The 21,309-nt window shown below is 62.2% G+C and carries 18 protein-coding genes; 2 read left to right on the top strand and 16 right to left on the bottom strand.

The features are described 5' to 3' along the window. Nucleotides 1-161: 161 nt before the first annotated feature. From IEY89_RS28565 to IEY89_RS28535, 7 genes are all read right to left on the bottom strand, one after another. Nucleotides 162-1,556 (bottom strand): tyrosine-type recombinase/integrase, encoded by a 1,395-nt coding sequence (locus IEY89_RS28565; RefSeq protein ID WP_189150399.1) that lies wholly within the window; start codon nt 1,554-1,556, stop codon nt 162-164. Further along, a complete protein-coding gene (locus IEY89_RS28560) occupies nt 1,550-1,756 on the bottom strand; it encodes a helix-turn-helix transcriptional regulator (RefSeq protein WP_059083826.1) in 207 nt (68 codons plus the stop codon). Before IEY89_RS28560 ends, IEY89_RS28565 begins: the two co-directional genes overlap by 7 nt. Further along, entirely contained in the window at nt 1,753-3,216 is a 1,464-nt protein-coding gene (locus tag IEY89_RS28555) for a replication initiator (RefSeq protein ID WP_189150398.1), read from the bottom strand. Before IEY89_RS28555 ends, IEY89_RS28560 begins: the two co-directional genes overlap by 4 nt. Before the next feature lie 151 nt (nt 3,217-3,367). Beyond that, nucleotides 3,368-4,072 (bottom strand): DUF2637 domain-containing protein, encoded by a 705-nt coding sequence (locus tag IEY89_RS28550; RefSeq protein ID WP_189150397.1) that lies wholly within the window; start codon nt 4,070-4,072, stop codon nt 3,368-3,370. A 58-nt stretch (nt 4,073-4,130) separates the two neighbouring features. Next, nucleotides 4,131-5,537 (bottom strand): FtsK/SpoIIIE domain-containing protein, encoded by a 1,407-nt coding sequence (locus tag IEY89_RS28545; RefSeq protein ID WP_189150396.1) that lies wholly within the window; start codon nt 5,535-5,537, stop codon nt 4,131-4,133. Next, nucleotides 5,534-5,746 (bottom strand): hypothetical protein, encoded by a 213-nt coding sequence (locus IEY89_RS28540; protein ID WP_189150395.1) that lies wholly within the window; start codon nt 5,744-5,746, stop codon nt 5,534-5,536. The genes IEY89_RS28545 and IEY89_RS28540 overlap by 4 nt, the downstream gene beginning before the upstream one ends. Beyond that, nucleotides 5,743-6,093 carry an SCO3933 family regulatory protein gene (locus IEY89_RS28535; protein WP_006381100.1) on the bottom strand — a complete coding sequence of 117 codons (351 nt, stop codon included), beginning with the start codon at nt 6,091-6,093 and terminating at the stop codon, nt 5,743-5,745. The genes IEY89_RS28540 and IEY89_RS28535 overlap by 4 nt, the downstream gene beginning before the upstream one ends. Before the next feature lie 171 nt (nt 6,094-6,264). On the opposite strand from IEY89_RS28535, the gene IEY89_RS28530 reads away from it, so the two are divergent. Continuing rightward, a complete protein-coding gene (locus IEY89_RS28530; RefSeq protein WP_189150394.1) occupies nt 6,265-6,756 on the top strand; it encodes a GntR family transcriptional regulator in 492 nt (163 codons plus the stop codon). A gap of 867 nt (nt 6,757-7,623) precedes the next feature. On the opposite strand, the gene IEY89_RS28525 is transcribed toward IEY89_RS28530, so the two are convergent. From IEY89_RS28525 to IEY89_RS28515, 3 genes are all read right to left on the bottom strand, one after another. Further along, nucleotides 7,624-8,460 (bottom strand): protein kinase domain-containing protein, encoded by an 837-nt coding sequence (locus IEY89_RS28525; protein ID WP_189150393.1) that lies wholly within the window; start codon nt 8,458-8,460, stop codon nt 7,624-7,626. Nucleotides 8,461-8,530: 70 nt separating this feature from the next. Next, nucleotides 8,531-8,974: a glycine-rich domain-containing protein gene (locus IEY89_RS28520; RefSeq protein ID WP_189150392.1), complete on the bottom strand. Its 444-nt coding sequence runs from the start codon at nt 8,972-8,974 to the stop codon at nt 8,531-8,533. Between the two features lie 250 nt (nt 8,975-9,224). After that, a complete protein-coding gene (locus IEY89_RS28515) occupies nt 9,225-9,467 on the bottom strand; it encodes a hypothetical protein (RefSeq protein WP_189150391.1) in 243 nt (80 codons plus the stop codon). A gap of 114 nt (nt 9,468-9,581) precedes the next feature. Here IEY89_RS28515 and IEY89_RS28510 point away from each other — a divergent pair, with 114 nt between their 5' ends. Then, complete coding sequence (locus IEY89_RS28510; RefSeq protein ID WP_189150390.1) at nt 9,582-10,922, top strand: helix-turn-helix domain-containing protein; 1,341 nt, start codon at nt 9,582-9,584, stop codon at nt 10,920-10,922. On the opposite strand, the gene IEY89_RS28505 is transcribed toward IEY89_RS28510, so the two are convergent. The 6 genes from IEY89_RS28505 to IEY89_RS28480 form a co-directional block, all read right to left on the bottom strand. Next, nucleotides 10,900-11,433: an NUDIX hydrolase gene (locus IEY89_RS28505; protein WP_189150389.1), complete on the bottom strand. Its 534-nt coding sequence runs from the start codon at nt 11,431-11,433 to the stop codon at nt 10,900-10,902. The two genes, IEY89_RS28510 and IEY89_RS28505, sit on opposite strands and share 23 nt — an antisense overlap. Nucleotides 11,434-11,806: 373 nt before the next feature. Continuing rightward, on the bottom strand, nt 11,807-13,681 hold the full coding sequence (locus IEY89_RS28500) for a DNA cytosine methyltransferase (RefSeq protein ID WP_229695459.1): 1,875 nt from the start codon (nt 13,679-13,681) through the stop codon (nt 11,807-11,809). Between the two features lie 235 nt (nt 13,682-13,916). Further along, the gene (locus tag IEY89_RS28495) at nt 13,917-15,668 is read right to left on the bottom strand and encodes an AIPR family protein (protein WP_189150482.1); all 1,752 of its coding nucleotides are present in this window, start codon (nt 15,666-15,668) and stop codon (nt 13,917-13,919) included. A 12-nt stretch (nt 15,669-15,680) separates the two neighbouring features. Beyond that, complete coding sequence (locus tag IEY89_RS42005) at nt 15,681-16,670, bottom strand: PD-(D/E)XK motif protein (RefSeq protein WP_189150388.1); 990 nt, start codon at nt 16,668-16,670, stop codon at nt 15,681-15,683. After that, entirely contained in the window at nt 16,670-19,474 is a 2,805-nt protein-coding gene (locus IEY89_RS28485; RefSeq protein ID WP_189150387.1) for a Z1 domain-containing protein, read from the bottom strand. The genes IEY89_RS42005 and IEY89_RS28485 overlap by 1 nt, the downstream gene beginning before the upstream one ends. Before the next feature lie 3 nt (nt 19,475-19,477). Next, a complete protein-coding gene (locus IEY89_RS28480) occupies nt 19,478-20,950 on the bottom strand; it encodes an ATP-binding protein (RefSeq protein WP_189150386.1) in 1,473 nt (490 codons plus the stop codon). Between the last annotated feature and the right edge of the window lie 359 nt (nt 20,951-21,309).

Here is a 21,309-nt window from a genome sequence, read left to right as displayed (position 1 = left end):
GGCCGGGCGTGACCGAGCACCGGCGGACTAGATCCGGGTATCTGCTGGTCAGGGGAACTGTTTCACTCGGGGCGCGGACCACGTCCAACACAGTGAGAAGGCGCCGTCCTCTCCCCGTTGTGGGGTGAGGACGGCGCCTGAGGTTGGACGGATCGCCCGGCCTATTCGTCGTCGGCAGACTTCAAGGCCCGTTCGATCTGCTGGTTCGCGCGCTGCTGGTTGCGGTGAATAGCCTTGGCATAGAAGCGGAACAGGACCGCGATGCTGTGCCCCGCTCGTCGCGCGACCTCCGCCGGGGAAACGCCAGACTCAAGCCAGAGCGAGACGCCCGCGTGGCGCAGGGAGTACGGCACGCCAGCCAGCGGCGAGGCCGCCTCAGACTCCGTCAGCGCTGTGAGCCGGGCCGCCTTCCATGCCTCGCCGTACTCCTTGGAGAGGAGGTGGCCACCCTGGGTCGCGCGGAAGAGCCGGCCGTCCTCGGTCATGCCGAACTCCGTGATGTGCTCGCGGACCAGGCGCACGAGAACCGGCGGAATCGGAACCGGCCGGGTCGCCTTGCGGGCCCGCTTCTTCAGGCCACGCGTATCGAACGACTCCCCTGTGTCCGTCCAGCCGGAGCCGACTCGGGCCATGCTCGTGGAGAGCAGGACTTCGCCCCACCCCTCTTCGGGCAGGGTGAAGTCGTCCGCTCGAAGACCGGCCGCCTCTCCGGGACGGTTGGCCGCGTAGTAGAGGCAGCCGAAGAACGCCATCAGGTGTCGTCCGCGTTCGCCCTGCTCGCCGACAGCATCGATCAGCGCCTTCGCCAGCTTGGGGCCGGGGACGAACCGGAAGTCGATCTCGTCGTCAGTCTGGGGCGGGGTCCAGTCGACCTTGTCGAGGGGCAGGGTCGTCAGCAACTCCCGCTCTACCGCGTACCGGAGACAGTTGCTGAGGACCGTCCGCTTGCGGTTCACCGTGTTCTCGGCAGCGGCCGTGCCGTCCTGCTTCAGCATCAGGGCGTCGAGCGCCGTACGCACCACCGAAGGCGTGTTGAGGTCGGTGATGTCCACGGACTTCCGGCCCATCCAGTCCAGCGCGGCCACGACGTCGGCAGGCGGCTCTTCGACGTCGAGGCGCGGCCTCAGCGTTCCGTCATCGCCGAGGACGAACCGATAGACCCACGAGTAGAGCGCGATCCGGAGCACCTTCGGAGCAGGAGCCCCTCGTTGGTCTTTGACCAGCTTCGGCGTGATGGTGGCGAGCGTGTCAGCGATGCTCGCGCGGTGCTTGGCCGAGGCGCTCGGCCACTTCATCTCGGCGTACGTGCGGGTATGGGCGTACCAGGTGGCGGAGTTGAGCGCCTGGACCTCCGAGGCAGGCAGGCCGGTTTCCGTGTCGAACTGCTCGCGGTTGCGCAGGGCGGTCAGCAGCTCTGCACGGCGCCCATCGGCCTGGGCCTTGATCTTGTAGCTCTTGGAGAAGGGGCGGGGGCCGACGCGCCAACGGAGTTGGTGTGCTGCCGCGCGGTTGGGTCGCTTCCGGATGCCCCAGATCTGGACGTCGTAGGTCAGCACGCTTCCTGCACCTCGCAGCCGTCGAACCAGGCGTCGAGGTCGGCCCGGCGGATACGTATCTGACCGTTGGGGAGCTTCAGGTGCTTCGGTGCCTGGCCGCGTGCCCGCATTCGATAGAAGGCTGCGCGGGAGACCCTGATCTCAGCGAGTGCTTCGACCAGCGTCAGCGTTCGCTTGTCGGCGGTGGTCGGAGTGGTCACAGCCAGGGCGCTCCTTCGGACTTGAGGTGTTCGGAATAGGCCCTGTCGTGGCGGACCTGGGCGGCGAGGAGTTCTTCGCCGGGGCGGTAGCCGCTGCTGAGGTAGGTCCACGAGGAGGCGGTGACGAGGGTGGTGTTCTCGTCGTCGACCGGAAGGCCGGCCCGGACGCGGGCGGCTTCGGCCTGAGCTGTGCGCCAGGCACGGCGTACGTCGCGGAGTGCGCCGAGGGTGGTCGAGTAGGCGCGGGATTTGCTGGAGAAGTGGCCGCGGAAGCCGAGCATGTGTGCCCACTTCCAGAGCTTGAGGTGGGCGAACTCGGGGAGGTGGCCGAGCGCCCAGGCGGTGCGGATCATCTGGCGGGCGTGCTGCTGGATGGCGAGGTTGGTGAGGGGTTCGGCCTGGCCGGTGCCGTCGCAGTCCTCGCACCGGTCGTGGAAGCCGTCGGGGCCGCGTACGTAGCCGCGTCCGGCGCAGGGGCGGCATACGAGGGTGCGGTCCACGGTGCCCGCGCCTTCGGCGTTTTTGGTGGCGTACTTGGCGACGTATCCGGCGACTTTGGCGTCTGTGAGTTCGCCGTCTCCCAAGGCCGAGATCTGATCGACCTTGAAGCGGTCGCCCCACCGGATGACGCGTTCGCCGACCGCGTCCGACTCGACGATGAGTCGGGCCCGTTCGACCGCCAGGCCGACGGCGACGTGGAGGGCGTCGAAGGTGGCCCAAACCGGGGGCGCGGTGGTGTGGCCGTCGGGACCGTCGAAGCGGACGACGGCGTGGAAGTGGACCAGGCCGCGCTGTTGGTACTCGGCGACTTTGGCGAAGGAGATGCGGAGGGCCGCGTTGAGTGCCTTCTGTGTCATGCCGAGGTGCTCGGCGAGGGCGCGGCGTAGGTAGGTGGTGAAGCGTGCCCACAGGGCCCCGGCGTGGGCGTTCCACAGCACGGCGCCGCTGTAGTCGTAGCTTGCCGGGCGCAGTGGGGTGCCGAGTTCGGGAGCGTCCTGGGCGTGGCTTTCGCCGCATGAGCAGGGGCGGGGCTTGCCCGTGTCGGTCGTGGGGCGGTTGTGGACGGGGCCGAAGGACGGGGCGGTGAGGGTGACGAAGGCGCGGGGGTGGTCGTGGACGGTTTCGGCGACGTTCTTGCCGCCGGACAGTCCGGCCTTGATCAGGTGGTAGGTGTCGGCGGCGTAGAGGCGGGAGCAGGCGGGGCAGCGGGAGGCGCGGCGGTTGCCGCAGGTGGTGAGGAGACGGCCGGAGGGTTCGTCCTCGGAGCGGTAGGAGCGGACCACTTGCTTGGTGGTCTGGTCGGTGGTGATCGTCCAGCCGTGCAGGTTGACCGGGCTGGTGCAGCCCCGTAGGTCGCGGACCTGTTCGGTGACTCGGTCGAAGTCGTCGGTGTTGGCCAGTTCGACCAGGTCCCGCAGGCCGGGGCTGATGACGTGGCGCAGGTCGAGGGGGCGGCGCATGGGTGGCGGGGTGTCCCTTCTGGCACGAGGGTGGGCCCTGCGGGCAGCAGCGATTCAGTGCGCTCGGGCTGCTGCCCGCAGGCATGGCAAGGCGGGCCCAGGGGCGGGCGGTGGTGGGAAGTGCCGGAGAAGCCAGCGGAAGGTGGTGGCGCTACAGAACTGCGTGCAGCGCGGTGGCCATGGGCAGGCCGATCCCGAGTCGCGTCTTCAGCTGGGCCGCCGTGATCGGTTCGCCATGCTCGGTGCGGTGGGCCGTGGCGATCGAGCGTGCTTCGGTCAGCAGCGGCTCAGGCACCTTGATCGCAGGCGAGGCAGGAGCCGGGGTCACGTGAGGAGCGGCGGGGGCCGGGGCCGGGACGGTGGGAGGCGTCGCAGGCGCAGGGCGGGATGTGTCAGAAGCCGTCTCAGGCTTCGACTCGGTCTTGTTCGGCAGGCAAGCCGGTACGGCGGGGCGCGCAACGGTGTGGAAGGCGCGGAGGAGTTGCGGGCCGACGGAGCCCCAGCCGAGGAGAAGTAGCGGGGCCACCGCGTCGACGGCGGCGCGGCCGTAGTGTCCGGTGACGATCGGTTCAGCGACGTTGAGGGCGAGGGTCAGTAGTCCGGAGAAGTGCATGAGGCGGGTCGCGGCCGTCATCTGTTCGGCCGGAAGGCCGCGCAGGGAGAGGTAGCGAAGTGCGACCAGGAGGCCGACCACGGACAGGTCCACCATTGGGGCGATGAGCGGTGCGATCGGGCCGGGGACGCCGAGGCGGAGTGCGAGTGACCAGACGTTGCCGAAGGAGAAGACGAACGCCAGCGCGGCAATGACGATCATGACGGCGGTGATCGTGCGCTGGGTGGTCCGGTCTTCTGTCATGAGTTTTCACCCCCTCTCCTGAGGTGTCGGGAACGTGCGAGGCGGTGGGGCGACCTGCTCAGGCGTCGAGCTTCGTGAGATCCACGTCCGTCGTGCGAGGGCCGATAAAGGCTGCCAGCAGGGTCGATGGGTCGATAGTGAGGTTCGCCGTCTCTTCGGCGATGTGAGCCGCTTCCGCGTCGGGTACGTAGGGCGTACGAATGCGGGTGAAGCCGGGTTGCGACTGGTGATTCATCGACGCGACGCCGACGTAGGTGGGGTCCTGGAGGTTGATGGGGTTGGCGTCCGGCCATTCCCGGATCTCGTCACCGAGAGCGGCCACGGCGGCTTCGGCGGTCTTCTGGGCGAAGCTCAGGCCCACGGGGCACACGTCGCGAATGAAGGTGGGTATCGCGTCGCCCGTGGACTTCTGAGTGGTGAGGATGACGAGCAGTCCCACGGACCGGCCCTTCTTCACCAGGTCTTCCACGAGCCGGGCGTTCTCGGCGGCGAGCGCGGCTAGCTTCTTCGTCTCCTGGTCGCTTCCCTTGTGGTCGCGGAAGTAGGTGTGCGCTTCGTCGACGATCAGCACGACCAGGGGCCAGTTCTCGGAAGGACCGATGTCCCACATGGACTTCACCCCGAGGATCTGGCGCACCGATGCCGACCGGGCGCGGCGCAGTTCAACGAGCTGCCGGAACAGCTTGTTGGCCTCTTCCAGGTCATCGCCCACGAAGGCGAACATGCGCTGGACCCAGTCCGCGTAGTCACCTTCGTACGCAGCCGACACCTTGCCGTCCGCGCAGGCGAACTGCACTGCGGGCGAGGGCGCCCAGTCGGCGAGCAGCCGGTTGATCAGGCTGGTCTTGCCGAAGCCGGGAAGGCCGGCCACGGTCACGCCGGGTACCTGCGTGAGGTTCACGGACACGGGTTGTGCGTACTCGTCCAGGCCCAGATCCCACTGGGCTGTCTCCTCCGGAGGCTCACCCGTGGGGTGGTGCTCGGTGGGGAACTTCAGCGGATCCAGTCGCACACCCCGGATGAGGATCTGCCCAGGCTTGTCCTGGGTGACCGCGACCCGTGTGCAGCGCCAGGCGTCCGCGAGGTGCGGGGCCGCCTTCTGGAATTGCGCAAGCCCGACGCTAGGCAGGCACTGTGCCCGCGCGATCACTCCGTACGCGTCGTGCTTCACCTTCAGGGCGGGGATGAGGACGCGCGGCTTGATGGGCTTGCCGTTCGTGTTCGCCAGCGACGCCAGTGCGGTCGGGGTCTTGTCCGTGGCCGACAGCTTGAGCATCGGTGCGAGCCGCTTCCAGCCCCACCGCACGCGTATGGCCTGCCGTATGGACTGGCGGGTCATGGCATCGGCGCGAACGTAGCGGACCACCCACCAGATCGCCCATCCGACGAGCACGGCGAGTACCAGGGCGACGACGAGCGGGACTTGACCGAAGATCCCTTGCGCCGGAGCGTTCGGATCCTTCATTTGTGACTCTCCAGCGGGTTGTAGAGGAAGGCCGTGAGGGCCTTTTCGAGGGCCGCCCGATCCGCCGACGCGTCGAGGCGGGGGAAGCCGTAGGCGACGAGTAGGGCCGCCACCGAGGTCACGAGTGATTCGGTGAACTGGGCACCCGGCCCGGCGTGAGGCAGCGGGTAGCTGCGCTCAGCGCCGGACCGGAAGGCGGTGCCGCTCACGCCGCCTCAGCGGCCGGGGCCACCAGGTCCAGTCGGCCCGCGCGGTACGCGATGCCGTCCGAGAGCGAGCCGTTGAAGATGCGCGCCCACGGAGTGGCGAACAGCTCCACCGGCATGACCGGGACACCCGGGCGGAGCCCGTTGGGCAGACCGGTTTCCGGAACGGTGATCTTCAGAGCCTCGGCGCGGTCCTCCTCCATGAAGAAGAGGGTGATCGTGTAGAGCTTCGCGCCGGTCTCACGGTCGGTGGCGAACTGCGTCTTCTCCTGGTCCGCGTACTTCGGCACCGGCAGGGTGCCGACCATGAACGAAGAGGTGGGGAGCAGGCCAACACGGATGCGTGCCATGGGAGTTGATTCCTCTCAACTGCGCTCCACCGGGTTGGTGGGGCGTGATCTCCATTGAACATAGCAGACCTAGCAGTGTCAAGTGAATCGGGTGAGCTAGGTGTCAGCTGACATAGGCCACCTATGTCAGTGGGGTGTGCTAGGGGTGCTAAAAATCGCTACTCTTGGGCAATGAGCCCCGCGCCAGAGAGCAAGCAGGACCGCCGGCCGCCTTATCAGCACGCTGCCGACGAGATTCGGCGCGACATCTTGCAGGGGCGGATCAAGCCGGGCGAGCAGATGCCGTCCATCCGCGAGCTACAGGAACGCTTCGGCGTGGCCAACATGACCGCGAGGTCCGCGCTCAACGTGCTGCGGGACGAAGGCCTGATCTACACGATCCATGGTCGCGGCAGCTTCGTCGCAGACCACAACGCCGGCGGGGAACCCTCGGCGAACTACACCGCTCCGGTTTGGTACTTGGCGAACAGGGAGGAGAAGCAGAGCCAGGCCGAGCCGGGCGAGGGTGGGCCCGACGGCACCGAAGCTGCCGCAGACGCCGGGACCACCCTTACCGAAGTACTCACCGCACTACGTGACGAGATCCGTGCCCTCAGCGCTGATCATCAGGAACTGCGGCGCGAGGTCGAGGAACTGAAGACAGCTCAGCAGCCGAAGCCGTAGTCCTGAGCTGGGCCACTTCCTCTCGCAACTCCCTGGTTTCCCTACTGAGGCGAACGACCATGGCCCGCATCTCCTCGATCAGCGCGACTACTTGATCCGTGTCCCCGACCTGAATGCTGGTCGACCCCATTTCGTTGTCCGGTATGTGCTCGGTCATCGCTCCCCGCTTGCCGACGTGCCGTCGTTCCGTGCCGCACTTGCTCGAACCGCCGGGGCCTGCCCACGGCATCCGTGCCTCTCCCGGATTGATCGACTGCTGCCCTGCGTGCTGTTCAGAGTTTCTTTACTGGATCAAGGCGGCCCGCCTACGGCGTGCCGCGCGCGCTGGCGGCCACGGGCCGCCGCCGCTCCCTGTCTCCGCCACCGCTGCGGCGGCCCCCGGCCACTCAGCGCGCAGCACCGCCAAGGCAGACAGCCAGGCCAGGAAGCAACTCGCCCAGCCCGAGCACCAGGACCACGACCACGAGCAGGCCGAGCCTGAGCGCGCACGACCCCGCCGTCCGGGTGGCCGTCGTTTCGAAACCGGGAAGCGTGGCTGATGCCGGTACGGGGTTGCTGGAGGCATACGTGACGGGTGTTTGTTCGGCGCACTCGCCGTCTTGGCTGACTTTCGGTGGTGCAGGTCAGAACTGCGCTTCCAATGACCGCCTTCAACCGCCGCCCTCTCTAACTCAACAACAGCTGACGGGGGTTGTCGCCGCACCCGAATCCGAGCACGCCGACTGCCCCGGTACCATCGGCACCGGGGTCCTGATCAGGGATTCCACGACCGGACCACCCGGAATGCTGTCCAGGCTGAGGGGTGGTCCGGTCTTTTGTTGTTGGCGTCCGCGCACTGCTGACGCGAGACGGGCTGGGCTTTCGGGATCAGGTCAGGGCTTTCACTACCTCGGAGATGGTGGGGCGATCCCCTGGTGCATGACTGAGCATCGCGTCGACCAATTCGCCCAGTTCACCGGGCACTTTCACGGGCCGACGTCGGCCGTTTGCCACCGCCTCGCGCTGCACGGGGCGAGGAGCGTCGTCCGGGTACTCGACCGCCCGCCAGCCCGTGGCGGAGATGAGCAGCGAGGCCCCGAGCGCGTAGACGTCGGCTGCCGGTGTCGGCTCCGCTTCCCCGGTGTCGAGCACACTGCGCGCGATCTCCGGTGCTTCGTAGTGGACGAGGCAGCCGCGGAACGGGAAGTCGTGCCCCTCGGGTACATGGCCGCCACGGGCAAGGGCGAGGTCGATGAGGTGTGTTCGTTCCGGCCCGATGATGAAGTGGGCGGGCTGCACATCACCATGCGCCCAGCCCTTGGCGTGAAGTTCGGCCAGCGCCTCGACGCATTCCAGCGCCACGCTCGTGTCCGGTGCGATGGACGAGTCCTTCCTACGGCAGCGCTCCCACAGCCGGTACAGGTCCGGCCCCTCGTACCACGGCTGGAAGTTCCACGTGCCGTGCTCCCATTCGCCGTACGCGATCCCCTCGACGCCGAGGCGAAGCAGCACGGCACCCTCGCGTGCAGGCGCGAGCGCGGTCCAGGGCTGGGCAGGCCAGTCGGCCGTAGCCTCGATCGGATAGCCGACCTTCACGGCGTAGTGGCCCCGGTGGCTCTCCACCTCCCAGACCGTGGAGCCCCGACGGTTGATGACCATGCGCTGAGTCGTGGGCATGAGTGCGTCGAGCACCACGATCGGCAGTTCAGGGGTTGGGCCGGGCAACGTCTCTTCTCCTTCCAGGCGAGCGCGGACGACCACGAGTTGGGGCCGGCCGCGTCGCTGTTGTCGTGTGCTACGCCTGACCGTACGGTCGGCCGCAGTCCGAGTCGCACTGTGCGAGATTCACGCCGTTCACGGTCCACAGGTCGTCGAAGACCATGAACCCGGCAGCCTTCATGGCGCGTGCCGAGGCGGCGACCATCTCCGGGTCGCGGGCATCGCCACCCGGCTTCGGGTTGTGGTGCAGAAAGCGACCCGCGTACTGCTCGCACAGGGCTGCGTACTCCTTCGTATGCAGGATGAGCGCGTGGAGGCCGAGGTCCACGTCATCGGACGGGACCATGGGAACGGGGGCGGTGGCCGCCGTGACGAGGAACGCAACCGCCTGGTCCGCGATCCGTTTGGCGCGCTCGGGCGACTGCCCGTTGTGGATGACCACGAAGTGGGCGAGGCTCTCGAACATTTCCTCACCAGCCACCGCGCGACCGGTCCGCTGGTCGTTCGCCGTTGCCGTCATGTGCAATCTCCCGGTGTGAGGTGGTGCGTGGTACGGGCATACCGCCCTGATCGCCGAGCTGGGCTCTTGCAGACGATCAGGGGGCAGGCTTGGAGGCCGGCCCCGAACGGGGACGGGGGAGCCGTGAACTGGCACCCGTCCGGGGCGGCCGGTCTACTGACGGATACCGAGGGGTGCGCCGATCACCAGGCCGCACGAACCGCTGATGCAGATGCTGAAAGGACTCCCGCGTACCGGCCGATGGCGCGCATCACAACCCGCCCAGACTGTTGCCGTTCTTGATGGTCAGACGTGCGCTCAGTTCCTCTCGCGCACTGAGCGCCACCACGTTGTCCGGTACGGCATCCCACTCCAGGCCGCCACGGATCGGCCGCATCTGCACACGGCCCCCGCACTTGCCCATGACGACGCCGATGCGGTCCCTGACGCTGTCCTTGGCCAGTTCGCCGATGCCTGGTCTGGTCTGCTGATTGCTCGCCATGCACACGAGCATCGCGAACCAGGTACCCCCGCCAAAAGGTCAGGCTGATTACCCAACTTGGGTAACATCGCGGGAAGTAGAGAATCAGCGACGTTGCGTAGCCCTCGCAGTGTGGGAGCTTGCCCGATGCCCGACGCCGACCGGCCGCAGGAACTGCCTGCCAGGCTGCTCACCGATCCCGAGATGATCAACGCGTGCCGGGTACGGGACTTCGGCAGAGTCTTCCGGCTGGTCAAGACCAAGGTGGGCATCTACCCGTCGATGATCGCCAGGCGATGCGAGCTGACACCCAGCCGAGTCGGCGAAGTGATTGCCGGGCGACGCCAGTTGCTGCATATGGACGTCGTCGAACGCATCGCGGACGGCTTGCGCATCCCAGGGCACATGCTCGGGCTTGCCCGTCGTCCCTGGGAGACACCCCAAGCTCTCGTGGTCACCGAGCGCGAGGCACCGCAAGCGCCGGAGCCAGCACAGCAGACCCCCGCGTCTCTGCCGGGGCCGGACGTAGACAGCATCCTGGCTCTGGCTACACGAACGAGCCTCAGCACAGCCACACTTGCAGCGTTCCGCTCCTCCATCGAGGACTACTGGCGACGGGACGACCAGCACGGCGGCGAGGCCCTGAGGCCGGCCATCGTCGGTCAGCTCCGGCATGTCGTGGGCCTGTTGAAGGAGAGCCGACCGCCGTCCATCCAGAACGGCCTGTACGGAATCGCGGCCGAGTTGGCACGCCTCACCGGCTGGACCTACTTCGACGCCCGCCAGTACAACCAGGCCCGCGCGTACTTCACCGAGGCCCTGCAACTGGCCAAGGAAATCGACGACCGTCAGTTCATGGCCAACGTCCTGGCCTGCATGAGCTTGCAGGCCACGTACCAGGACAAGCCGGGGGACTCTCTCGCACTCGTGACCGCCGCTCAGGACCAGGCCCGCCCAGCTCTCGGCACCACGCCGCGCGTCATGTCGATGCTGTCCATGCGCGAAGCCTTCGCCCATGCCACCCTCGGCAACCGGGACTCCACTTACCGGGCGATCGGGGAAGCGCACCGCCACTTCGAGCAGATCGAGGCGAACGACCCGGACCCGTCGTGGGTGACCTACTTCGACGAGCTGAAGCTCATAGTGGACACCGGCATTGCTCACGGCCGACTGGGGGAGGCGGCGACTGCCGAGCCCTTGATCGCGGATGCTCTGCGGCGGGAGAACAGCACCAACCAACGCGGGCGCGCGTTCCACGCGTTCTGGCTGGCCCGTGCGCAGTTGGACCAAGGGAAGCTGGCCCAGGCGTGCCACACGGCCACGCAAGCTCTGGAGCCCGCCTCGGCGGTGTCGTCCGAGCGAGTGTCGGGCCATCTCCGGGAGTTCTACGAGCAGTTGGCCCCGCACAGGCGGGAGCCCGTAGCCCTGGCCTTCGAGGCACGGCTACGGGAACTCCTCCCACCGGTCAGCGGATCGCTTCGTCCATGAGCACGTACAACAGGCCGACGAGGGATCCGCTGCTCACGATCTCGCGGCGGTCGATCATCCCGCGCACCTCGCTGAGGGGGATCCACTCGATGCGGTCGGACTCGTTCTTCTCCGTGGGCGGGCCGTCGTAGGTCGCGCCGTCCGCGCGGAAGACGTGGTGCTGCGAGTCGGTGATGCCGTTGGCCGGCTCGGCGTAGATCAGGGGCTTGACGGGACCGGGGCGCCAGCCCGTTTCCTCCAAGACCTCGCGGGCCGCCGCCTCTTCTGGGGACTCGCCCTCTTCGACCAGGCCCATGGGCAACTCCCAGGCCCAGGAGTCGGTGATGAAGCGGTGCCGCCACATCATCAGCACCTCTTGGCGGTCGTTGACCACAGCGGCCACGGCCAGGTGCCGGAGACGAACGACGTGGTACTCCCACCGATGTCCGTCAGGCTGCTGGACGTCCACCAAGCACAGGTTCACCCACTTGTTCGTGTAGATCTGTCGCTCACCGTGGGTCTTCCACTCCATGCCTTCGGCCCCTCTCGATCGGACTCTAGGATCTCAGACCGATCTGGCGGGGGGCGCATGTTCGGCTCTTTTCGCGTCACCTTGACGAGATGCCCCTCGCGTGCCCCGCACTCTGAGTGAGGGATCAAGCGTCAGGGGAAGGGGCAGCGGCGTGTCGTCGAAGCGAGGAGCGCAACTGACAAAGGGGTTGGCGCGAGTCGGCTCCTGAGGGCCTATAACTGGAGCTCAAAGAGATCTATCGCAGAAAATCAGACCGAGTGTAGTAGGCCGATGGGGCACTGTTAGCGAACTGACTGACCGTTCTCCGCGTCCAACAGTTGGCGTCGTCCGTGCCCAAGCTTGATTACACGATGGCAGAACTCGCGGAGGGGTCTCAGCAGAGTCGCTCGACAGTTTCTCGGTTCTCGGTTGAACGGCACCACTCCTGGATGGGACAGCCAGCACAGTATGGTTCATTCGGAAGACAATTCGATTGTGCCAACTGCCTCAACGCAGCCATACGGATCGGTGCATCGGGGCCGCCACCAATGAGCCGAGAAAGTTCGATACGCCCATCAGTGAGCTTGTTAGTGCGATCAGAGTTGCTCGCAAAAATCCTTGCAGCCACACGCAATGGACCCTGCTGGGAAAGCAAAACATCCTCACCCAAGAGTAGCCTGAACATGGAAATCTCTGCAGGCTTCAATTTCAGTTGAATGATTAGATCGTCAGTGTTCTGCCAAATGTTGCGCTTCGACGTCAGATCTTCGATTCGCTGCAGACGCTGAAGCGTCTTGGGGTCATCAATGGCCGTATAGAGCTGCTGAAGTTCTTTCGCTGTGAGTTTGGAACGTTCCTTAAGGCGCTGGATGGCCCACTCAAGGTTACGAGCTCCTATGCGTTCCGCGCCGACCAGAGCTACCACGAGCGCAACGGCCTGCTGGACATACGGGCCTGGATAAAGGAACCAAGAGCGCCCTTTGCGTTGCTGGCGCCCCCACGCTGACAAAGCCTTGTGCAGTTCCAGCCACTCGTTCTTACTGGGTTGCGCATCCTCAACCGGCATCAGAGCGGTGGCCGCGGCCTCCCCCAAACGAGGCGGTACAGCGTTACCGATCTGTCTAAATGCATCGCTACGCGTTCCTGAGAATCGGAAATTATCAGGGAACGTCTGGATGCGAGCCGCTTCACGTACCGTCAGAGTTCGGTGTTCTTCCGGATGAATATACCAATATCCATCTTTTGCGATATGGGCGGTGATGGACCGACTGAAGTCGTCCCAATGAAGCCGCTTGTATTTATCGTCGAAGGTATCGGCTTTGTAACGCCGTAGATGCTCTGGGATGTCGGAATACAAGGTTTTATGATCCATGCGCTTGAAGACCTCTAGGTCGTCGGGGCGCACAGGCCTCGTCATGTGATCATAAACAATACCCGGCTCGTCGACTTCTTTCCTCATGAGCGTCAGGAAATCAGACGGATCGGACGAAGGCTCGTATTGCAGCCTACGACCGCCGAGGGGCTTGGATTCGTCAAGTGTGGGGAGGTCGCCGATAGCTTGCCTAAGATGAACGGGGGCGGCCGTAGTTGGCCAAGTGAACTTGGCGCTATCGTTTCGGGCCAGTACTATCAATCGTTTGCGATGCTGGGGCACGCCGTACTGCCAGGCGTCGACCAAGCGCACCTCTGTGAAGTAGCCGGCTTCCTCCAAGGCCTCAACGATGGTTCGAACAACCCGGAAGTCATCACCAAGCGCCATGTCCGGAACATTCTCCATGAGAACCGCACGAGGTTGCACTTGGAGCACGATGTCTAGGTAGGCACGCCAGAGCTCTTTGCGCAGATCGTTTTCGTCGCGCTTGCCAGCGTCAACCAAGCTCTTGATCTTGCTACGCCCAGCACGACTGAACGGTTGGCAGGGAGGGCCACCGGAGATCAGATCGATGGGTGCCTGCTGCAACAAGGAGATGAGACGACCACGCTGTTCTGCGTCACCCAGATCCGTTCCCAGAGCAAGTCCGGGGAAGTTAACCCGGTGTGTCTCCAAAGCTCGCCGATCTGAGTCGACGGAGGCAGCAACAGTCCACCCCGCATGCTCTAGTCCAAGGCTCAAGCCACCCGCACCTGAGAAGAGGTCGACAGCCAGACGCGCCCCGGAGCTGAACCGGGCCTTGCACCAAGCTGCGAAAGTCTCCTCGGTACAAGCCTCAGGATGCTCGTCGAGCTGGAGTACGTCGCTGCGATGCAGCTTCACCCCGTAGACCGACACCCAAGCCTCCTCATATTGCTCGAAACAACGACCACCAGGACAACACAGACGGCTGCTCCAGACAACCCCTTCCCGCAGGTGGCACAACGGAAAGATGACGCAGCTCAACACCAAGTGCACGGCTGCTCGTCGGAGCGGACACCCTGCGGGGCGTGGACCTAGCTGGATGGGGTTGCTTCTGTCTCCGGGCGCTGTCCCCAACAGCTGTCACGTGAGTCTTGGGCCCGGGTATCGGCTACTGCCCGAGCCGCCTAGCAACCTTGAGCAGCGAACTGCCCCCAGGGATGTCCAGCACGCTCTTCCAGCAGTCCTCCTTCTTACACCATTCGGTGACGTTCCCCGAACCGGGGGCTGCAAGGAGCACTTGCCGGACGGGACGGCTCAGTTCGGCGACCGCTTGGCGGACGCTGTCAGGTAGCCCTTGCTTCCTCCATACCGTCGCTAGGACATCGTCCAAATCGACTTCCGCGGCAAGCCGGGCCAGGGTGTAAGTCGTAACATTAGCGAGATATCCCGCACCAGGGTTCAACTTCCTGATATCCGCACGCCCATGTTCGAACAGGATTCTCTTTGCGACGAGTGCTTTAAAATAGCTCTCGTCAGGAACCGAAGGCGGCACTGACAATACGTTCATTGTCCACCAGTGAAAGCATTTCTGTGCACCCAAACTCACGACATGAGGAAGCTGTCGAAATGTCAAGTCATACTTGGCTGCGTCAGTCTTAGCGAAACGCTGACCGCGCGGGTACTCTTCGTCAAAAGATTTCTTTTTGGCTGTGGTGTGCCGTCGGGCTCTATCTACGTTGTACTGGCCTCGCACTCGCTCGTAATACCATCGGCTTTGGCGAGTAGATCCCAGAGTTGCGGGTGCCCAGACGCTACGAGACGCGCGTTCGAGCTCGACATGAAATGGGCTGTTAGCCTCAAAATCTGCTTCATTGATGGAGTTCTGCGAGTTGGCGTAGCGCGAGATATAGGGCACCAGCTGGTCGAGGAGATCTGGCTGCACCACTGTGATCTTCATAGGTACTTGAATCTGACTGAGATCAGCACCATCGCGCATGGCAGCATTGTGGAGCGAAGCCGTGGTCTGGCCTCCGTTGACGATCTGCAGGTCGCTAATATCGAGTAGGTAAGTTCCATTCTCTCGTTGTTCTAGTGTGACCCCCGTTGCAGTGGCCGAGATGCCGTTATTATAGGCAAGAAATCGATCAGCACTTTTCCGGATCGTTTCGTTTATATTTTTGTTGACTTTCCCCTTGGCTTGCAGGAATGCCCGGACGTTCCGTTGCAACAGCTTGGACCCGTGCAATTCATAGATGTCCGCGAGTAGCTTGCCCGGTATCAAAGTGAGTAGGCATTGATAATCCCCCGCCAAGCGAGGGGCGGGAAGGCAGGGGAGCGGATTTGCAAGCTCTTCAAAACTAACAAAAATCGGCTCCTCTTGACGACCTGAATTGACGAGTCGCCTGAGACGCTCAATGTCCCACAGATTATGGACTATGGGCACCCCGTCTAGTTCCTCGGACGGCAAATCTTGCAGGGTGCTTCGTCCGTCAGTTAGGAGAAAGATTCTAATCTTTCCGAAATTTTTCCATCTGGCATGAATATCCTGTGCCATGTCAAACTGAGGGCTCGACTCTTCCATTCGGAGATGGTGTCCGTCACGACATGCGGCAGCAAACAGTTTTGCCCAGTTGAAACGTCTCCTGACTTGGTCGCGTGAGATTGTTTGACCGTGTTCTCCATAATAAACAGAAACGAGGTCCAATACATGTCCGTCATCGCTGACTGAGTAGCCGGCCACCTCCATGCGACTGCGTCCGGCGGGGTGCGCAAAATAGCAGACTTCTACGTCTTCGAGCGTTCCGTCATCCACAAGGTAATCGCCAGCCGCTCGAACGAAGGCGTCTCGCCTTAGCCAGCCAGGTTCGCGCCCGAGATAATCTTCAATCGTCTGCTCTAGCGCAATGGCGAATTCCTGCATCTCCTCCACTAACTACTCCTTGCCTGTTCCCGCTAGAGAGATTGAAGATCGCACCGTTTCCTCATTCACTCTGTATGCATCGCACACTGACAGGTCGATGTTATATGACACCCGAGACACTCCGGAGGGTAGTGCCAAGGAAGTCAGGCGCGGGAACCCGTCAACTATATGAAAACATTGCCGACGACTCAGTGCGTACCGGTGGTTGGCATATTGTGTGCTATGGCTGTCCAGCCACCCTGCTTCTAGTAGACAGTTCTCGAACCGTGACCGTTCTGGCTGCACCCGAGGATCTGCGCGAAGTTCTTCCACCATATCAATGAGCGAGACGCCACTCGGTGCAACTGTCATGACTTGATGTATCAAGAACAGGTCCGTTGAGTTGGAAGTCTCTAGTTGACTTTCACTGCTTATCTGACATTGGTTGGCACCTCTTCGACCGACAGTCTTAACCTCGACTGCTGTTGAGAAATGACTAAAATCCCTCGGCGCTCCTGCAGGTCCCTCCCAGGCAGGGATTGCAGCCGCTCCAATGGCTGGCAGCAGAATCTCCCGCAACGTAAGAAGCTCACCGAACAGCCCCATTCGTGCTTCCGGAGTGAGGCCTGTAGAAAGCCCTCTGTCGAGCATCTTGCGCCAAGCGTTTAGCCGGCGGACGAGAGCCAGGGTGGGGTTGGCGGTGTGTATGTGGAGCTGCCGAACCAAATCAGCCAGGAGCGTGCAGAACAAGAATCGATCGGTATCCGGGCCCGCGACAATTTCGACCGATCCACCCCTAATTCGACAGACGAGGCCAGAGGCAAGGATCAAGTCTCGATCTTCCGTGTCATCACTGCTCCGAATCAACAATGCCCACTCGCGGCTTGGAAACCGAACTTCAGTGAAGACATCAATGGAAGCGTCAGGCATGAGACGCCGACGCACTGCCCCAGGGAGTTTGCTACCCCCGGCTTCAGTAGCAGTGAAGCTTGCTTCGAGCTGTTCCGGAGTACTGGTGGCCATCAGCTGTCACCTTCGGCATCTTCATCAATGGCTTTCCGAAGTCCGTCAAGGAAGACTTGGTTGACGCGATACCGAACCTTTTCTGCCTTGTCGGAATGCGGAAATACGACAGCGTACCCGACGATAGGGATGCTGGGATCGGGGACTTCGATTTCCGACGCAATTGGATCGATGGGGTAGATGAGCAACAAGCCTTCGTTGGGGTCGCGGAGCTTCCGCAGAGATTCTCCGCTTGCACGCTTTGGCTCGCGCCCTTTACCGTTTTTAAGGAAATCCTGAACCGTCCTATTGAATGCTTCGGTTACCGTCTCCGGTGCAAGCCCGATAGCTTCATGCGCGGGACTGACAAGAACGCCAACTTCACATTCGCGATCCAGAACCCTAGAGTGAGTAATCGTCCGGCGCTTAACCAGCGAGATACCGAGTCCCTTCAACGGCACGGAAGACGCTCCAGCCGTAATGGCTACGGTCCAGCGGAGAAGCTCCCCCTTGGATACTTGGCTCTTAATGTAGGGGATGAGATTCTCTGGATTAGCGGTGAGTACGCGAGGAGATACAAGGAACCTCGCAAGGAAATCGAGTACAACCTGAGATGGAACGTTCTGGCGAAAGAATCCGCGTCCAGCTCCGTCCAGCCTATCTTCAGGAACTGAATCGAAAGGAGTTATCGCTTCGATCAAACGGTCAAGGCCGGCGGAGTTATCGGCCTGTGCTCGCTTGTCCGTCCGCATGACCAGAGTCTCAGCTCTACTTGCAGAGAGGCTGACAGTCATCACCTGTGAGGAGCGCATTTTAGTGGCAGCGGTTACCTGCAGGTTCCCTTTTCCGTCCAATACGCGAAGACCCACGTGCTTTGGTGTCTGGCGTGCGCGAGATACCGCCGCCGTGAGATCCATAAGCTCTCGGTTGGCCCGAGTGATGTGAACGTAGTAGTTGACTAGTTCCGTTGTAGTGTACAGGCGCGTTACGTCCAAATATCCTGGACGATATCCAAACCACCGTCCCATTTGAAGCAGTGTGTCGTAGGTTTTGGAGGCGCGCAGATAGTAGGATACCGTCAACCCTTCGAGGGTTAGGCCACGGGAAAGTTTGTCACCACCGACGGCCACGACTGTTACCGGAGTCGTTGATTGATATTCCAGGACGTCCGCAGCGGTGCCGTTGATTCGCTTCACATTTGAAACGGCTTCTTCCAGAATCACTGGCACGAATTCTTCCACCTCCTCCCATGAGACTGGAGGGCCAGCTAGAGCGCTAACGTCATCCCGGCCCGCAATTTCTTCACGGGTGGGAGAAAAATCTTCTTCCCATAGAGTGAGTAGCCGTTTCCGAAGCGCCTGTCCGGATTTTCCGTGATCTCCCCAATCTGCCGACATTCCCTGCAAGTGATCTTCTATCTGGCGGGCAATCTCCCCCTGGACATCTGTCCAGCGAGTGACGTGGACCAACATCGTGTTGTGTCCGCTTGCTATGCCGTAGTCCTTCGTGCGTACCCGCCGCACGGCAGTGGCAAGCAGGAATGCGTCTAGTGCCTCGACTAGCGATGGCGGCAATTGCTTTCCCGGACGGTAACCCTTTCTGTGGCCGTCTGGAAGCCAATATTCGTGATCGTCCACTGGTCGTGTTATGGGAAGTGGCTCGCGAATCTCAGCTGCGGATGGATCCTCAAGGCCGAATACAACCTCCGGTCCACAATAATTGGAAGGGGGCTCCAAGGCGACGAGGAAGTTTTTGGGAAAGAGATCCTCTCCATGCTTGGGGTGGTCGGTTTCGTCCGGAATGAAAATGTTCGCGAACGGGGTAGCGGTGTACGCTATATAGGCGCGTTTATCGAATAGCTCAAGCAAGCCGCGGACTGCTTTGTTGATCGCGGTCGGATCATGGGCGGGGTCGCTTTGGCTAGTGCCCTTTTTTGGGCGTTTGGTGTCGACTGACGCATAGTCGGCCTCATCGTCAATGAGTAGGAGGGGGATGTTCTTAATGGTTCGAGGCTCTTCCTCTCCCGTGGAGAAGTTAGAAAGCCAATCTTGGAGGTTTTCCAAAATGCGGGCGTTCTTTTTGGCGACGACGAGGATGCTTACCTCGTTGATATTTATTGGAGTGCCCTGGAACTGTGCTGCGGTGAAGTCGCTAACCTGTGTTGTTACAGGTTGACAAATGTTAGGCTTCTTCATTCCCAAGGTTCCGACTCCGATGATGACGGAGCTGTCAGAGTCTGGGTTTCTGCTTAGTTTGCTGTTAAAGCCAAGAAATTCCTTGTCGAGTCGAGCTTGGGTCTGATGCCGAAGGCTTTCGTGCTGGCTTGTTAGCACGATAGTGACCTGATATCCGGCATCGGCTGCCTTGCAAATGAGTCCAGTGTAGCTAGCCGTTTTGCCAGATTGAACCTGGCCATAGACCATTCCGTATGTCTTCCAGGTGCCAGCGCGGGCCGGGTCTTCGAGCAGTTCAAGAATCTGATCTGTTGCTTCGTCGAGAGATTCAACCGTGCTCGGCTTCCAAGATTTTTTGAGCCATTCTGCGTAGCGCCGCCAGTACGAGAACTCGATTCCCTGGCGCCTATTTTCCAGCCAGGCTATGTGGTCCCCGGAGTTGCTCACCACGATTGCTTGCGGAACCCAGACGTCGAATTCCGATTCTAGGAGGCGAACCACCTCGTCGACAGAGACCGGACCGGCTGCAGACAGCATGTTAGCTGCCGATTGGGCAATTTCCTTGAATCGCTCGCGGGTGCGTTCATGCTTTTCAATCCCCAAGACCCCCTGCTTCGCAAGCGTCAGGGCGGCATCCGTGAGATCGGCCATTGATCATGTCCCCTCGGTGGAATCAATTTCGATGATCTCTTTGACGAGGCCGGGATAACGGCAGAAAGGCTCCGCTTTGAGCAGCGCCGCAGCCAAAGTCGTTCTCATTGTGGCGTCCGAAGGAAGTCCCGTGAGTAGCGATCTGAGTGTTGCAAGGACTTCTTCGGTATCTGGATGTTCGAGTTCTGGCGGAGGTTCTTCACCACGGGTCGTGACTTCCTGTGCGATGAGTTCACGTGGGAGTGTCGTTTCGATCATCCGCAAGACCCCCTCCAACGCATTTTCGGGAGCAGACGACAGCGCGGCGGCCACGAGAGGGTGGTCTCTATTGATGGAATAATCAGATTGACCGAGTCTGCGTACTTGGTGCCACACGGGCTCGACTTGGCTATGCTTGCCTTGTCTTCGAACGGGAGCGCCGCGGTAAGTGAATATTTTCTCAGATCTGGCCCGTGCGTCCTCGGCTAGCTCTATGAGCCTAGGTTCCAGGTGAATTGGAGGATGTACGGTCGATTTTCTGACATCGACCGCCCAGAGAAGATCCAGCCCGGGTGGGATTTCAAGCGCGATTCGAGCCAGCCGAGTGGGGGCGGACTTATGGAGGTTTCCAAGCCCCAACCAGCCGCCGGCCACGACGAGTCGATTACCTCGGTAGACGTAGAAACCTTGGCGGGCGAGCATGCCACCTGGCCCAGATACCAAGGCTGTATCTTGCTTGCTCAGCCTTGACGGATGAGGCAGAATTACTGGGTTTACTCTGACGGCGTGTCCGGCGGTCTGTAGTTCTTCCGTACCGCGGTCTTGGGTGGCCGGGTGACGTCTCAGATAAGGATCCAAGGGAGTGATCCCTTGCCGCCCTATGCGCAAGTTGAGACGACCCGTTTCCAGGAAACGATGGAAAGTCAGAGCTAGCTCACGGCCGGCATCAGAGACTTTCCGAGACAGTGATCTCCCGTCTCCAAGTTTGTCCGTCTTTCGCCAGATGATCGCAGTGCCCTGCCCGGTGAATCCGATCCTTTCGGCGATACGGAGCACTTCGCTATCTGGCTGAGTGAGTACTACCCACTCTTTCCGCTGCGCAATGTAGTCAATGTCCCAGGTTCTTGCAGCGAGTTTATCGGCATTGATGGACAGGACGGTAAGCATTCGAGCTTGAGAGAGTGAGGCGGTTTTTAGTCCCAAGCCGAACCGCCCAAGATCCCCCTGCTCGCGAATGTGTCTTGGGTTGCGTGCGAATCTCATCGCGGCGTGGAGTTCGGGCTCGCTCATGCCGCAGCCATCATCCACGATGGCCACCCAGGCTTCGCCGGGATCTGAGCAGAACGAGACGTGCACATTCTTGGCCTTTGCGGCGATGCTGTTGTCCACCAAATCGGCCAGTGCGGTCGGCAGGTCGTAGCCAAACGCGCGGAGAGACTCGATGAGATCTTCGGCGTATGGGTCGAGTCGCTCTTCAGCGAGTGCGCGTCCCTGCATGTGGTGTCCCGGTCCCCTAGTCCTGGTACTGGTTGAGAGGTTAGGGGAAGATGCCGGCACATGGGGTGCGACGGCCCATCTCGATCTGTGATCCGCTGCGATGTAGCTCAAGGGCTCAAGGGGCAGGCAGCAGGGGTGGAGTCCCCTCAAGGTTTTGGCCGCTGGCTGAAGGGCCGTTCCCTTCAACAAGCAGGCTTGGTGGCGGTGGCATGTGGCTGGGAGCGGCCGTTGATGGGCTGGCGGAGTGTGTGGTGAGGTCGGGCTGGCCATGATTGGCAAGGGCCTTCGCCGCCGGACCAGTGAGCTTCTTCGAGCTGGCCACCGATCAGGTGACGGTCCACGAAGCACAACGAGCGAGG

It is taken from the genome of Streptomyces lacrimifluminis (assembly GCF_014646095.1).
Lineage (GTDB): Bacteria > Actinomycetota > Actinomycetes > Streptomycetales > Streptomycetaceae > Streptomyces > Streptomyces lacrimifluminis.
The sequence above is the reverse complement of the archived record's forward strand: the minus strand, read 5'-3'. Positions and strand labels throughout refer to the sequence as shown.